At 57.2% G+C, this 14,222-nt stretch carries 11 protein-coding genes; 5 read left to right on the plus strand and 6 right to left on the minus strand.

Annotated elements, in window-relative coordinates:
• Positions 1-2 precede the first annotated feature (2 nt).
• Entirely contained in the window at positions 3-839 is an 837-nt protein-coding gene (locus EOW68_RS01780; protein ID WP_128223465.1) for a MarR family transcriptional regulator, read from the minus strand.
• Positions 836-1,786, minus strand: a complete 951-nt coding sequence (locus EOW68_RS01785; protein WP_128223466.1) for an HTH domain-containing protein — start codon at positions 1,784-1,786, stop codon at positions 836-838. Before EOW68_RS01785 ends, EOW68_RS01780 begins: the two co-directional genes overlap by 4 nt.
• Before the next feature lie 473 nt (positions 1,787-2,259).
• On the opposite strand from EOW68_RS01785, the gene EOW68_RS01790 reads away from it, so the two are divergent.
• The 3 genes from EOW68_RS01790 (at position 2,260) to EOW68_RS01800 (ending at position 6,192) form a co-directional block, all read left to right on the plus strand.
• The gene (locus tag EOW68_RS01790) at positions 2,260-2,733 is read left to right on the plus strand and encodes a DUF7282 domain-containing protein (protein WP_128223467.1); all 474 of its coding nucleotides are present in this window, start codon (positions 2,260-2,262) and stop codon (positions 2,731-2,733) included.
• 723 nt (positions 2,734-3,456) lie between these two features.
• On the plus strand, positions 3,457-3,885 hold the full coding sequence (locus tag EOW68_RS01795) for a universal stress protein (RefSeq protein ID WP_128223468.1): 429 nt from the start codon (positions 3,457-3,459) through the stop codon (positions 3,883-3,885).
• A gap of 126 nt (positions 3,886-4,011) precedes the next feature.
• A complete protein-coding gene (locus EOW68_RS01800; protein ID WP_128223469.1) occupies positions 4,012-6,192 on the plus strand; it encodes a heavy metal translocating P-type ATPase in 2,181 nt (726 codons plus the stop codon).
• An 85-nt stretch (positions 6,193-6,277) separates the two neighbouring features.
• On the opposite strand, the gene EOW68_RS01805 is transcribed toward EOW68_RS01800, so the two are convergent.
• The gene (locus EOW68_RS01805; protein ID WP_128223470.1) at positions 6,278-7,336 is read right to left on the minus strand and encodes a glycosyltransferase family 2 protein; all 1,059 of its coding nucleotides are present in this window, start codon (positions 7,334-7,336) and stop codon (positions 6,278-6,280) included.
• Positions 7,337-7,470: 134 nt separating this feature from the next.
• Between EOW68_RS01805 and EOW68_RS01810 the strand changes: the two genes are divergently transcribed.
• On the plus strand, positions 7,471-8,058 hold the full coding sequence (locus EOW68_RS01810) for a hypothetical protein (protein ID WP_128223471.1): 588 nt from the start codon (positions 7,471-7,473) through the stop codon (positions 8,056-8,058).
• A 278-nt stretch (positions 8,059-8,336) separates the two neighbouring features.
• Here the strand turns inward: EOW68_RS01810 and EOW68_RS01815 are convergent, their stop codons facing one another.
• The 3 genes from EOW68_RS01815 to EOW68_RS01825 form a co-directional block, all read right to left on the minus strand.
• Entirely contained in the window at positions 8,337-10,163 is a 1,827-nt protein-coding gene (locus EOW68_RS01815; protein ID WP_128223472.1) for a hypothetical protein, read from the minus strand.
• A gap of 405 nt (positions 10,164-10,568) precedes the next feature.
• Complete coding sequence (locus EOW68_RS01820) at positions 10,569-10,955, minus strand: hypothetical protein (RefSeq protein WP_128223473.1); 387 nt, start codon at positions 10,953-10,955, stop codon at positions 10,569-10,571.
• 437 nt (positions 10,956-11,392) lie between these two features.
• The gene (locus EOW68_RS01825) at positions 11,393-11,740 is read right to left on the minus strand and encodes a hypothetical protein (protein WP_128223474.1); all 348 of its coding nucleotides are present in this window, start codon (positions 11,738-11,740) and stop codon (positions 11,393-11,395) included.
• A 420-nt stretch (positions 11,741-12,160) separates the two neighbouring features.
• On the opposite strand from EOW68_RS01825, the gene EOW68_RS01830 reads away from it, so the two are divergent.
• A complete protein-coding gene (locus tag EOW68_RS01830; protein ID WP_128223475.1) occupies positions 12,161-13,738 on the plus strand; it encodes an alpha/beta hydrolase domain-containing protein in 1,578 nt (525 codons plus the stop codon).
• The last annotated feature ends 484 nt before the right edge of the window (positions 13,739-14,222 follow it).

Consider the following 14,222-nt stretch of genomic DNA (forward strand, 5'->3'; position numbering starts at 1 on the left):
CCTCATTCATCGAACGCATCGCGCTTCCCCGTATCAACGACCCCTGAGTCGGTCTGTTCGACGTACCCGTACGCTTCGAGTTGCTCTAACTGCTCTACAACGTAACTCCGATCGAGACCGCGCTCTTCGACAATCGCTTCGACCGACATCGGTTCGTCCTCACTCAACACGAGTCTGACCTCCAACTCGGTCATATACTGCGCGTAGTACTCATCGACAACGCCTTCGAGCGGTGTTTGTACCTCGTATTGGTCGTACAACGTATCGAGCGATTCGCGGATGTGCGTCGTGAATTGCTTTCCGTCCAATAACTCGATTTGAGCTGCGATTTCACGCTCGATTGCTTCGAAGTCCAGACTCGTCTGCACCAGCGTATTCATGTCATCAATGTCGTCCGGACGCTTGGCGACTGATTTGAAGAGAAACACATCTTCCAATGCCGTTAACTGCACAGACAGTGGGTTGGATGTGAGGTACGCCTCGCTTCGCTGTCGCATCCCGTCGCTGAAGATGAGTTTGTTGGCGACCTGTCGGTTGAATACGTCGATGCGACACCCATCGTCATTTTCGACACACAGTCTGGCCCCCAACTGTTGATACGTCTCATCAAGTTCGGAGATTTCCTCGTATCCCTGATCGTCCAGCGCAGCAAGTAATCGGTCGAACTCAGCCTCGGTTGTGACCACCAGGTCGATATCTTTGGTCGTGTCCTTTAGCCCTCGAAACGCCACTGCTCCACCACCGATCAGAAAGGCCGTGACTTCGGCGTGTAGCGTGGCTCCGAGGTCCTGCAGTTCCGCCTCGATATTCGCGGCGTTGAACTGTGGGCGCGGAGTCATACGGATATGTGGTAATCAGCGGCCGTCGATTTGAACGTGTCCCATTCAGGAAGTTTCGCTCCGGACACCGCGCCATCAGAGTCGAGATACGCACAGAGCTTCTGGACAATTCCACTGAGATCGAACTCGGCTTCTCGATCGTACCGTTCAGCTGTCCGCGTGAGTACATCTGTCTCGATCTCACAGGCAGCAATTAGTAACAGACAGTACGATCGGTACCGAGCGCCGTCGTCGATCAGCAGTAGGTGGCACACAAGGTGGTCTGGAGTGAGTTCCGTTCGTTCTTCGGAACGGAAATAATACTGCTCTTCACGCGTTAACAGTTCGATTCCGTACTGATCAAGCGCGCCCGGGCCAGTCTGCTGAAACAGTGATGCAGTCACGTCTGTCCGGCAGCTGAACAGATACTCGGCAACGTCCGTCCAGATGAGCCGAACGCCAGTAGCGTGACCACTCGCTTCCTGTCGATGCATATGGTGCACAAGCGACCGCGCAAACGTAGCCAGTTCTCTGAATTGACTCGTCAGCGCGAATCGGGAGTCATGTTTGGTGGCGATACCAACGTTCCGTAGTTGTTTGAGCCGGCGGTATACCGTTGCTCGACTCACACCTGTCCATTCTATAAGTTCCGCTGCAGTTCGCTCAGTACCCAAATAGTACAGGAGCTGGATCGTGGAGCCAGCGAGGAGATTGGGGAAATCGACGTGTGGGAATTCGCGTGTGAGATCAGTAAACCGCTCGGTCGGCTCAGCGTTCGACAGCGACACTCTGTACCGGCCGTTCTGTTGCTCTCTGGTGACCAACTCGTTCTCTGCGAGATTCGACACGACCCGAGACGTGTGCCCGGGATCCCAGTCGAGTCCATCAGCTAACTCCCGCTGTATAAAGCCCTCATCCGCTTGCGTGCTTAGATATGAGAGAACGGTGAGATCCGATTCTGAGAGCAATCTATCTCAATTTAGGCAATTTATTTATAAGTATCTTGCGTATTTTGAGATAGATTGCTGGTGTCGCCGTGATACATCTAAGGTTCCAGATCGGTGATAGCAAAACAATTTATCCCCGGATGGCGTGTTTCCTTTTTTCTCACCTGTGACCCGGTACGAATCTGACACACAAACCTCTTTAATCCCTGGCAACCACTGGCCTGTTCATATTCTCTCTCGACTGATTCCAAGTGCTTCAACCAGCCCAGTCCCAATCCGCAAGGTATGCGGCTTGTGTACAGCAATATCTCTATTCATCGATTAATTCCTGTCAGAAACGTTGTGACCGATATAGAGGTTGCAGTCAACAAATATGCAGGACATCCAGATGGAATACACTTCTTTTCTGCATGTGGGCGATGGTGGTCGAATCGTGCACAAACTATAGGTTACTCGGATTACAATAACCATATCCCACATTGTGGGGTTTTACCATGTCAGAGAACCTAATTCGACGCCGACAACTCCTGAAAACCGTGGCGGGGACTAGTGTCGCGCTTGCTGTTGGGACCGGCACAGCGAACGCCAGTCACAATCCGGACGAACCACGCATCGAGTTCAACAGACAGACGCGCCGCCTGAGCGTCAAAGAGCCGAGCGTGCTCGTCGCCCGCGCGGACCTGCCCGAGGGCGGCTTCGTTATGGTGCACGACACACACGACATGGAAGGCATGTCGGCGTCGGGTTGTCCGGATAACCACGAGGTCTATGGCGAAACCGAAAACCTCGATCCTGGCCACTATGGAGGGGTGAAAGTACCTCTGACGAATGTTCCTGAGGAGCCGAGAACCGACAAACTGGTCGCGATGATCCACACGGTAGACGAGGATGGGAAAAAGGAGTGCCCACCGGAGATCCGCGAGAAAGCCGACGTCAAGTTTATTTCCCCGCCTGGCCAGTCCCAATAGCGCCACCGCCGCGTTTCCACCGGGTTCGTTCAGGTCCAACTCCAGACCCTGTCGGAAGGGGTTCGATAGTGGCGTACACTCGGGTCCTCGTTAAACACAGTGGACGCGAAAAGAATTGGCGACCGTCGGAAGGAGTGGTCGTCATGAACACTCACATCGTAGCGGGAGGTCTCCCTGCGCGAGGAAATCGAAGACATCCTTGAGAGTAATATACGACAGTCGCGCCCTGTATCTTGCACGCTCGTTTCGACATTTCCAGAAACTGCCAGAACCAGAGTGCAAGATATCGAGGCTTCAGTCAGCATGACACCAGTCGGGAAGAGAGGTATGATGAACGCCGTCTCCCAAGAAGTCCCTCTTCAGCTGTGCGGTTACCCCATTGAGCTTCTACTAGTAGCCATCATGTCCTAGAATATCATACCCTCTGTGCAGTGGTCTTGACTGCTTTCTTTCACGTTTGAATCGGGAAACTCCAGATTCATGCCTCTATTAACGATACAAGGTGCGAATTACTCCGGTTGAGGACTACTGTATGACGTGCTCACACAACAGTAATAGAGCAACTCACGAACCCCTGCAAAGATCGCCTGCGGAATAGAGAGGGAACACTCTCACAGTGATTTCCCAGAACCCGACTCTTCTGACGACTCTCCACCGATAAATCATCGTCACGCGATCCCCGAGGGAGTACGTTCATTTCAATTCGCCACGAACCATCATTTCATGCCAGACAACGTTCTCGTCGCCTTTGACGGATCCCCGCTTTCCGAGCGTGCACTCACATATGCTATCGAAAACTTCCCGGATACACCCATCACCACGATATACGTCATTAATCCGACCGATTCGGTTATCGACGTGGAAGCTGGTGGCTTACCAGTTGCTGAGGACTGGTACGACAATGCCAAAGACCGAGCAACGCGAATCCACACGGCGGCAACGAACCTCGCGGCGGAACGCGATACCGAACTCGATACTGTCACGGAAGTCGGCAAGCCAGCACGTGCGATCATCGAATACGCTGACGACCACGACATCGATCAGATCGTCATGGGCAGCCACGGCCGCTCAGGGATCGACAGGACGCTTCTCGGGAGCGTTGCCGAGACTGTCACCCGTCGAGCACGAATCCCGGTGACGATCATCAGCTGAGTTGTTCGAACAAGAGGGACAGTAAGGCGCGCCGAGGTGTCGAGAATCCGCTCTCGTGTGTGGTCAGACAAGGACACAGTAACATACCTACAATGCAAATCAACACAAATAGTTCGGAGAGATCACGTGACTGTTACTGAATCACCTCCGTTATCGACGTTTACCGTCGAAATCGAACGAAGAGGTGGTCGTGGCGAAGCGGGGGCGCGAGGGCTCGAACGACACCTCCGGGACAGACCAGGCGTCCAGGACGTTGACGTCTCGTTCCGAACAGGGAGCGTTCGGATCACCTACGACGAGAGCGTCACCTCCGAGGAACAACTTCGAGAAGCGGTCCGCGACCGCGACGTCTCGATCCAGGACGAACCCGACACGGCAACCGACGAGGTGACCTCTCGATCGGAACTCAGACGTGAGGTAGCGTTCGTCGGTCTGACACTAATCGGCATGGTGACTGGCCTGGCGACGGGGTGGCTCGACGGGCCACAACGTCTCATGTGGGCCGGCTACGGCGTCGCGTACGTGTTCGGTGGCTGGTACGGCCTGAAAGGAGCGATCGAGACGCTCCGCCACCGTGCGGTCGATATCGACCTGCTGATGATCGTCGCCGCACTCGGTGCCCTCTCGATCGGTGCACCGTTCGAGGGTGCGATGCTCCTCTTTTTGTTTTCACTATCGAATACACTCCAGCACTACGCCATCGGTCGTTCGCGCCGGGCGATCAAGTCCCTCGTCGAGATGCGACCGGACGAAGCACAGGTTCTACGCGATGGGGAGGAAGTCACCGTCCCGATCGATGACGTCGCCGTCGGCGACGTATTCGTCGTTCGGCCTGGCGACAAAATTCCGCTGGACGGCGTCGTCACGTCCGGCGAGGGGACTGTCGATCAGGCTTCGCTCACCGGCGAATCCGTCCCCGTTCCGAAGGAATCCGGCGACGAGGTGTTCGGCGGAACGATCAACGAGAGCGGCAGTCTCGAAATCGAAGTCACCCGGCAGGCCCACGAATCGGCGATCAGCCGCCTCATCCACATGGTCGAACGCGCTCAAAGCGAGAAAGCCCCGACACAGCGGCTCATCGACCGTCTCGAACAACCGTACGTCCTCGGCGTGTTCGCACTCACGATCGCAGCTATCGCTGTTCCACTCGCGCTCGGTAGCGAGTTTACTAGTACGTTCTACCGAGCCATGACGCTCATGGTTGCCGCTTCGCCCTGTGCAGTCATCATTTCGACGCCCGCAGCGGTCCTTTCGGCAATCGCCTCCGGGGGCAGACAGGGTGTCCTGTTCAAAGGTGGAGAGCACGTGGAGGCGGCAGCGAATATCGACGCGGTCGCATTCGACAAGACGGGAACGCTCACGCAGGGCGACACGCAGTTGACGGGCGTTTTCGTCCGTGACGGGGCAGTAGACGAGACACTGACCCCCGACGGGCTGCTCTCCCTCGCTGCCGCGGTGCAGGCCCGCTCGGAACATCATCTCGCTCGTGCGACTGTGGAAGCAGCGGAAGAACGGTCACTCGACGTCCCCGATGCACAGCGGTTTCAGTCAGTCGCCGGGAAAGGAGTCCGCGCCAATGTCGAAGACAGCACCATCCATATTGGGAATCGAAGCTACTTCAAGACTGTGCTCGAAGACGAGGCAATGGACGGCATCGAATCTGGTCTCGACCGTCTTCGGGCGTTGGAGGCGGAGGGGAAGACGAGCGTCCTCGTTGCGCGAGAGACCCGCGGCGAAGTCACTGTGTTAGGGTGGCTCGCCTTCACCGATACGGTCCGTCCTGACGCCGCCGAGATGATCGACGACCTCCGCTCGCTCGGTGTGGAGCACATCGTCATGCTGACGGGTGACAACGAGCGCGTCGCACAGCGGATCGCCGACGAGGTCGGTATCGACGAAGTCCAGGCGGAACTGCTGCCGGAGGAGAAAGTGGCGACCATCGAAGACCTGGTCGATCGATACGAGAACGTAGCGATGGTCGGCGACGGCGTCAACGACGCGCCAGCGCTCGCCACTGCGACCCTCGGCGTGGCGATGGGCGGCGCGGGGACCGACGTCGCGCTCGACACTGCCGACGTGGTGTTGATGGGTGACGACCTCAGCAAGATCCCATACGTTCTCGGCCTCGGACGCAAGACCCGCCGGACGCTCACCGTCAATCTCGCAATTGCCTTCGGCGCAATCGGGCTCATGGTCGGCACGATCCTCCTCCGAGGTATCCCGCTACCGCTCGCAGTGGTCGGTCACGAGGGCTCTACGGTCCTCGTCTCGCTGAACGGCCTTCGGTTGCTCGGCTATCGTGGGTGATCAGTCTCCGTGGAGGTACGGAACTCGCGTGGCGGTATGCGTGTGACAAGGATCGAGGATCGCTCGTAGAGACAATAGTCGCCCGTTATTTTGGTCGAGCGTGTCCGTCCCTCGTGACGATGGAGGATGTAGTTTCGCTGGGTTGTCGGACTGCCTTTTCCGTGCCTTCCCAGATCTTGGGCGCGCCGGATAGCTGTAGATACAGCGCGTGTAGCTGGATGAACCAGGTCATCGGGATCCAGAGAGACGTGTGGACGAGCAGTTCCGCGATGCTGAGTGGCCGCGCTCGGACCGGGATCTCAGGATCACGCAATGCGGCGTACCCAAACGCAATGACCCGTGCGGGAATGACGATGATCGCGAGACTCACCACCAGCCAGAACGGAACCGTCGGAGCGAGCCCGAGCAGCCAGCCGACAACGAGCGCGGGGAAGACGGTGTATAGCGGCGCGTTGACTGCCGTAAATAGCAACCAGATCAATCCCACGCTACGGATCCAGCCCAGTCGTCGTCCGTTGCGAAGGATATCGACGCCGTGCGTCGCGAGTGCGCTGACCCATCCGCGTGCCCACCGGCGACGTTGCCGAACGAGCGTGAGGACGGATTTGGGATTGAGTGTCCGCGCAACCATCCCTGGCACGTATCGAACACGCCAGCTCGTGTCGAGATACAGGCGCAGCGTGAGATCGATATCCTCGGTAAGGGTCTCGTCCGACCAGCCATCCACAGCCAACGGTACTTCGTAGCGCAACAGCGCCGCAGACCCGGCGAAGTGACTCGCCCCGAACACGTCATGCATGAAGGGGTGGTCCATCCACGTGCTGTGTCGACGCTCGACGCTTACGAATCGTGCTAACCCGCTGTCGTACGGGTAGCGCTCGACTTTCCGACCCTGGACGATACCGACCGACGGAGAATCCTCCAGTACGTCCAGTCCTCGGGCGACGAAGGCCGCGTCGACGGTCTCGTCTGCATCGAGGAGCAGGACGTAGGGTGTGTCGATGTGTTCCCAGGCGAGGTTGAGATCGCCCGCTTTCGAGCCAGACGTTCCTTCGATGACGCGGACGCGATCTGGATACCGTTCTCGATACTCTTCCGCGATTGCCACCGTCCGATCCGTGGATTTCTCTGCTGGGACCAGCAGGACCGAGAGTTCATCGAGTGCGTCGAGATCGGACCGGTGAGTCTCCGTAGCGGTGCGACAGGAACGGCTGGCGGGACGAGCGTGGCGATCGCGATGATGGCCGCGATAGTGGCGACGATGGACGCTACTCTAGCTTGCGATATGTCTGGGAAGAGATCGATCGAGACGTTGGCCCGGAGGGTGATACTGGCGAGAGCGACGCTAACCAGACCGGCAATCAGGGCAACGATCAGCACCTGCTCCCAGTAACGGTGGACCGTGAAGGGTCTCGGCGGCACCACTTCATCAGCGTGTCGGCCGAGCCAGAAGGTGTGCAACGCGAGTGCGGAAAACCCCGTCGCATAGATCAATGCCACAGCGTAGGTCACCACCCACGGCACTCCGAACAGGAGGACACCGACGATCAAAACCGACCCGGCAAACAGCAAGAGGTGACCAGCCGCAGGAACGACCACTCGCTCGACAAATGGGATTCCGGTGACGCGAACACCGACAGCGAGAAACAGTGCCTGTGCACCGGTGACAAGAATCGCCACCCGTCCCCAGAGCGGGATCTCACCCCACGGAACCCCAATCACAGCGAGGAGGGCGACGTAACTGAGGAGTGCGCTGGTTACGAGTACGTACATTCCTCCGACAGGCCACGCCACGCGGGATTGTGTGGTCTGCCACGCAGACCGAAATGCAAAGGCGGTGAGTACGCTGCCCCCGCCAGCAAGTAGCCACCATCCGACAGGAGTGTACCGTACTCCAATCGCGACGACGCCCGTGATTGCGACGACGACGGCAGTAAACCATAGTACAGCATAGAATCTATTATTCATAGAGTAGATACGTGTTAAATAATATATAAAATATATTAATAATAAATAAGCATTTTATAAATAGATTTTCCTAAAGTTATGCCTACTTGATTGTAGGAATTACCCGAACAAGACAAAAATGTGCTACGGACAAATATGATACAGACACGCTGTATCTAATGATTTGGTCACCGCTCTCAGTTGACCGATTTCGACAGTTCCGCCCCTGCTTTGAACTTCACGTCGTTCGATGTATCGGCAGCCCCGACGAGGTGCAGTACCGGTGTATCGAGCGCCATTATGACGGCCGATGGGCGGACGTCGGGATCGAGGTCGTCACAGTCGCCGGTGTCGTACTTGGCAACTGCTTCACGAGACTGGACTCCCCAGCAGTACAGGTCGCCGTCGTCCCGACACACCTGGTGAGCACCCGCGGGCAAGTACTCGGCATCCGGGTCGTACTGGCTCTGCAGCGTGATGTTCGAGTATTTCGTCCGTCCGGGCTTTTTCCGAACAACTCTGTCGCGGGCCATCTTTTCGAGGTCAATACCGCCGTCCTCGATATCCGAGCGCGTGACGCCGGCAACGACGTTCGGGCCGTCGGCGACTAGCAGGGTCGCAGCGTTCTCGTAGAGTGCACCGTCGTCGATGTGCCAGCCGCCCACGTAGAGCAGTTGGTTGTCGTGGCGGATCCGGCGCACGAACAACAGCGCGGGCATCGGGGACGGGCAGTCCGGCGGTGTCGCTACCACAGGGACGACGAATAGTGCGGTCACAGCAGCTTCTCCGGAGTCGATCTCTTCGCCCCAGGTCGAGAAATCGAAACAGCAGGTGTCCGTCTCGCAACACTGGCTCGTGACGCGCGCCATTGGCTCCGCGACTTCGGCAGCTGGCGACGCGCCGGTAACGACGACACCGCCAGAGGTTCCAAACGCGGCGACGCCGCGGCGAATGTCCTTCTTGTCGATGTCACGAAGCTGGCCGAGATCGTAGTCACCACCGAGTTCGAGCGTCGACGTGAGGAGGTCACGGCAGGCCAGGTCCCGGTGTACTGCCACGACTCTGTCGCTCTCGGCACAGCTCTCTGTGTTCTGTTCGCCGGTGACGTACTCGAGTACCCGCTTGGGCGTGAGTTCGTCCGCAATCGCTGGACCACTGCCCCGCACACGGGCGTCCGGAAGACTGACGACGAAGTGCTCGCCGATTGTCGGCTCCCTGTCGAGGTAGTCGTAGAGGGGTGCCATGATATCTGGGAGTCCGTCGCCGTCGCTGTCGAGATCGGCGTGGATTCGCTCGACGTCGCCCTGAACGATGCGGCGAGCCTGCTGGATGGACCGCCGCGCACGGTCCCACTCGCCCGCGTCCACGGCGTCGCTGGCGTCATGGGCTAGACCCTTCCGTCCGTCGGCGTGCTCGTAAACGGTCCTGCAGGTCTGTGTGGCACAGCCCTCAAGTTCCGCCCGGACCTCCGTCGTCGCGTTGATGAAGGCATCGAGAGATGTCTTTGTGTCTGTGGACGAGCGCTCGTCAACGGCTTCGATGGCGGCGTCAGCGTAAACCAACAGGGACCGCTCGATATCGAGGACTGTCACGAGCGTCGGGATCCCGTCGTCATCGGAATCCGTGTCGTCAGGGTCGGGCCACCAGATCGAACTTGGCTTGTTCGAGCGCGAGGAGTTGTAATCCTGTGCCTTCGTGGTTGTGGTAGTACTCCAGCCGTCGATCTCGATGCGTTGCGAGTCGGCCTGCAGAGTTGGCGGCACGAATCGCACGTCGACTTGACGGCTTCTGTACGCCGTCGGGTCGCCGATTTCGCCACCGGCGTAGAAGCCGGCTGGCGACGCATTCCTGTTCACAACCGCTTCCTCACTGGCCCGGTCTAATAGTCCATCGAGTGTAGTGCAGCCAGCGAGACTCACAAGTCCAACAGCGCCACCCGCTGCCAGGACCGCCCGGCGAGTCGCTAGAGTTGTACTGTCGAGATTGTTCACCGCTTCGAGATTCGTACGATTTTCTTCAATCATCAACGTTATTATATGTGGTGTATATATTTAACATAGTGTAATTATAATTTGTTAGATTCAACAAATCCAGAACGAGCCAAGCCCGACTCGTTGTTGAGATAATCTCTCAGATTCGGGGTTTCGAACGGGGGCTCTCTGCAAGATATGCGCTCTGTATTCAGCACTCGACTTGTGATGGTTTGCGTAGATGAGTTCAGCAGAGCGACCGACACAGAGTATGAAGTCAGCACAACGATCCGTTTGTTTCGGACCTATCAAGCTGAACCAGCCGTTCACTGCGCCTGCGAATCGAACAGAACAGAATATCTCCATCCACAACTGGACGATAGATGTCGCTGTATAGGGGGGTGTGCTAGCCAAGATCCGGACTTTCCAACGATTTACCTTGACCTCCCACGGAGGGGGTTAGGCCCGCATATCCTGCGAGAGATCAAACAGCAGGTCAACAACGGCAAGCCCCAGTGCCATATCGCGGGCCGGGACACCTAGCACTGTGCCGGTGGGATCAATGAACCCCGACAGGAGGAACGTAATGAGAATGGCGTTCGATGGGGCGTGTTCGATACCGGCGTAAGCGAGGGGCTGGCCGCCCCGCTGGAGACGGATTTCGTCGTACACGTCCTTGAGCAGGGACCCGACCAGCACAGCGAACAGCAACCACTCCGGGAATTGCCCGGTCGATAGTCGGATACCGCCGTACAACAGCAGGAACAAGACGCTATACCCGAGATAGTGCCATCCCCGTGCGACAAGTCTCTGGCGCGGTGACAGGCCCGGTGTTCCGTGTGGCATCGGTTTGATATATGGAGGATGGATATGAAAACATTGGTTCATTGCTACAGCATCACAATCCTGGCGCAACCGGAGACGAAATTCTCAGTCACACTCTGCCGGACTGCGTAGCAATTGCTCAGCGAACACGTGAACTCGTGGGGCTGGCTACCTGGTTCGTTCCCACATCTGGCTTCTCGATGGAGAATCTCGCTTCACCTCAATTCTGACTAACACGAGTCAGACACGTAGCAGACGGCTATCTGACGGGTAATTAAATTACACGACGGAGAGAAAACCCAGCACGGGATTGAAACCAACAAACTATGACACCAAGACACCGATCAGTCCAATGATCAGGAGTATTCACACGCCGGCGAAGCCGCCTGCACCTGTCCCGTGTGCACCATGTCGGGCTGCCTGGAGACTCCAGTCAGTACCGAGTGAGATAAACTGGATCATCGGTGACATGGACCTCCGTGGGTGGGACGTTCTGCACCGGTGCGCTGTGGGCCGCGGACGTCATCATCGTCTGCGTGACGGTGCGTATCCAGATTGTCGTCGTGATGATGCTGCCACTCGTCCTCGCCGTGGTGGTCGAACGTCTGGTTCACATCGTCGTGGTGATAGCGATCGTCATGTGCGTGTGTATGTGCGGTGTTGTCAGCGTGGTTCTGGTCAAATCCAGTGGGGTTCTGGACAGGGTCGTCTGCAACGACGCTGCCGATAGCACTGCCCGCGACGACCACGCCGATTGCTCCGAGCACGATTCCGACGACAAGCAACCACTGTGTGTTCTGCGTCATTTGTCTTGCCTCTACCAGTGTATAGACGGGGTATCTATTTCCAGCTGTGCGTGTGAACAGACGGTGCAAAACGTCCAAGAACCGTTTTCCGGCCCGCTAATCGTTTTGTTGTGAGCAGACCGTTCATGCGGCCCGAAATCAGGTGTTTCCATCTATGACTGTGAGTGATAGTTCGACGGTGTCGGTCGGTACCATTTTCTTACCAAATGTACCGCTGTCTACGTGTAACCAATTGTTCGGTAAGATTCGACTAGTAGTCAAGCAGCATTCGGCGGTCGATGAAAGATCAACCGTGATCGGCCGAATCAAGTCTTAAACGGCAACACTTCCGTCGAAGTGGGTCTCAACTAAACAGTGCCAGCAAAACCATCCTGTTGCTCAATTTATATAATAATTCCTTGTTCAATATTGGAGGCATCTATGCCTTCAGAACAGAACGAACCACAGACGAACAGCCAAGCAGGTCGAAACGAAATGGACCCGACAACGGAGTCGTCGATCGCTCGGAAATTCGGAACACAGACACGTCGCGCCGTGTTAGGTGGCGCCGCGACGGTGGCAGCCGGCTCCCTCGTGGGGGGATCAACCGGTGCTCAGGAAACGTCCACTGATGAAACCGTTCCGGTGCCGGACGTAACCGGTCCGATTGAGGGTGGCGAAGTGACCGGGGAGCCACAGACGGCAAGTGTCCCGGACCTTTCCGAGTACGGCTACATCGAAGAGGAATATTTCATCTCGGGTGAAGCGAACGCGCTCGGTCCCCCGGAACTGTTCGCCGAAGAGTGGGAAGATCCGTCCGACGAATCGGCCGAATACACCACTCGAGTGCTAGTCTTCCGGCCCGAGGACACCGCTGATTTCAACGGTAGCGTCGTAGTGAACTGGCCGAACGTGAGCGACGACCACGATGTCCCGTTCGTCTGGTTCAACGTCTACGACTACGTCATGCGTGAGGGCTACGCGTTCGCGATTGCGTCCTCACAGAAGATCGGTGTGGACGATTCGCCCATCGACGACGACCTGAAGACGTGGGACCCGACCCGGTACAATGAGTTACACCATCCGGGTGACCAGTTCTCGTACGATATGTTCTCACAGGCGGTTCAGGCGCTCCGGAGTAATCCAGACCCGGACCCGATGGGCGACCTGGATGTCGAGCGAACCATCGCGACTGGCATCTCACAGTCCGGAGTCTACCTGCGATACTACATCAACGAAGTGCAGGAGGACCACGGCGTGGTCGACGGCTTCCTCCCGACGGTGATACCACAGCCGTCGGAGGGTCGCAACGATATCCGCGACGATCTAGCGCCGATACTCCTCATCGATAGCGAGGACGAAGCGATGTCGTGGCTGACCGATGAGACCGATGCCTCCCCACAGCGTGCTGACTCCGGACAGTTCAAACTGTGGGAGGTCACCGGGACCTCACACGTCAACCACTGGGCGGGCGAACAGCTCAACCAGATGATTCGGCGCGATCACCTCGGCGAGGAACCTGCTTGGGACGAAACCCGGGCTGGGCAGTACGGCCAGCGTGACGACGGCAAGTACGGGGTATGTCCATCCGTCTTCAGCGACATCTGGCCGGAAAGCGTCCGGGGCTCGTTCAACTACTTCCCGATGCGCTACGCGTACAACGCGGGGCTGAAACATCTAGACGAGTGGATACAGGGGACGGGCGAACCGCCGAGTGCGCCGCGCTTCGAGCGCGAGGACGGCGAACTCCAACGAGACGAGTTCGGAAATGTCCTCGGTGGATTGCGGTTGCCGCCTGTCGAGGTTCCAATCGCGTTCTACGACGGAATTCCGTGTTTCCTCCGCGGGCGGACGTACCAACTGGGCGAACTCACCCTGCGGAAACTCTATCCGACCCAGGAGGAGTACGTCGCGCAGATGCAGACGGCGACTGACGAGGCTGTTGAGCAGGGGTATCTTCTCCCAGCGGATGCTGAGGACCTCATGCGCCGAGTTGCAGACTCGGAGGTGACTGTATAGCCGACGCTTAGCTGTAATACGTACGCATTGAGGGTGCCGGTCTCTACTTCTGACCGCCCAGTGGGAAGTTGAGACGACGGCAGGCTCAGCGAGGCTGTGATGGCTAGTTCCGATGGAACCAACATCTCAGAACTGCTTTAACTGGCTCTCACGCACCCATTCATATTGTTTCAACAACAACAACTTCAATAAATTCCGATATCGCCATAGCGTTGCCACGCATCACGGTATGTGTGGGCCCTGTGTTGATCGGTCACCACTGACTGACGCAGATTACCACCTCGTGCAAGACTCGCGCGTTCCATTCAGCACTCGCTCAACGAACTATCTGATTATTGTCAGAAAGCGTGTGACCGACTCAGAGGCTGACGGCACCGTAGAAAGGGTAGTCGATAAGTGATTGGAATTCATCAGAGAACTCTGTTCTAACTTTGATCTATAATTTTCATAGGTTATTTACATCAGCGTCCCGTTAAATCAATAA

The organism is Halovenus amylolytica, from assembly GCA_004015825.1.
GTDB classification, from domain to species: Archaea; Halobacteriota; Halobacteria; order Halobacteriales; family Haloarculaceae; genus Halovenus; species Halovenus amylolytica.

Bases quoted from the DNA above. Each gene is read 5' to 3' on its own strand.
- EOW68_RS01815 (WP_128223472.1), bottom strand. From the start codon at position 10,163: ATGATTGAAGAAAATCGTACGAATCTCGAAGCGGTGAACAATCTCGAC.
- EOW68_RS01825 (WP_128223474.1), bottom strand. From the start codon at position 11,740: ATGACGCAGAACACACAGTGGTTGCTTGTCGTCGGAATCGTGCTCGGA.
- EOW68_RS01780 (WP_128223465.1), bottom strand. From the start codon at position 839: ATGACTCCGCGCCCACAGTTCAACGCCGCGAATATCGAGGCGGAACTG.
- EOW68_RS01795 (WP_128223468.1), top strand. From the start codon at position 3,457: ATGCCAGACAACGTTCTCGTCGCCTTTGACGGATCCCCGCTTTCCGAG.
- EOW68_RS01790 (WP_128223467.1), top strand. From the start codon at position 2,260: ATGTCAGAGAACCTAATTCGACGCCGACAACTCCTGAAAACCGTGGCG.
- EOW68_RS01830 (WP_128223475.1), top strand. From the start codon at position 12,161: ATGCCTTCAGAACAGAACGAACCACAGACGAACAGCCAAGCAGGTCGA.
- EOW68_RS01820 (WP_128223473.1), bottom strand. From the start codon at position 10,955: ATGCCACACGGAACACCGGGCCTGTCACCGCGCCAGAGACTTGTCGCA.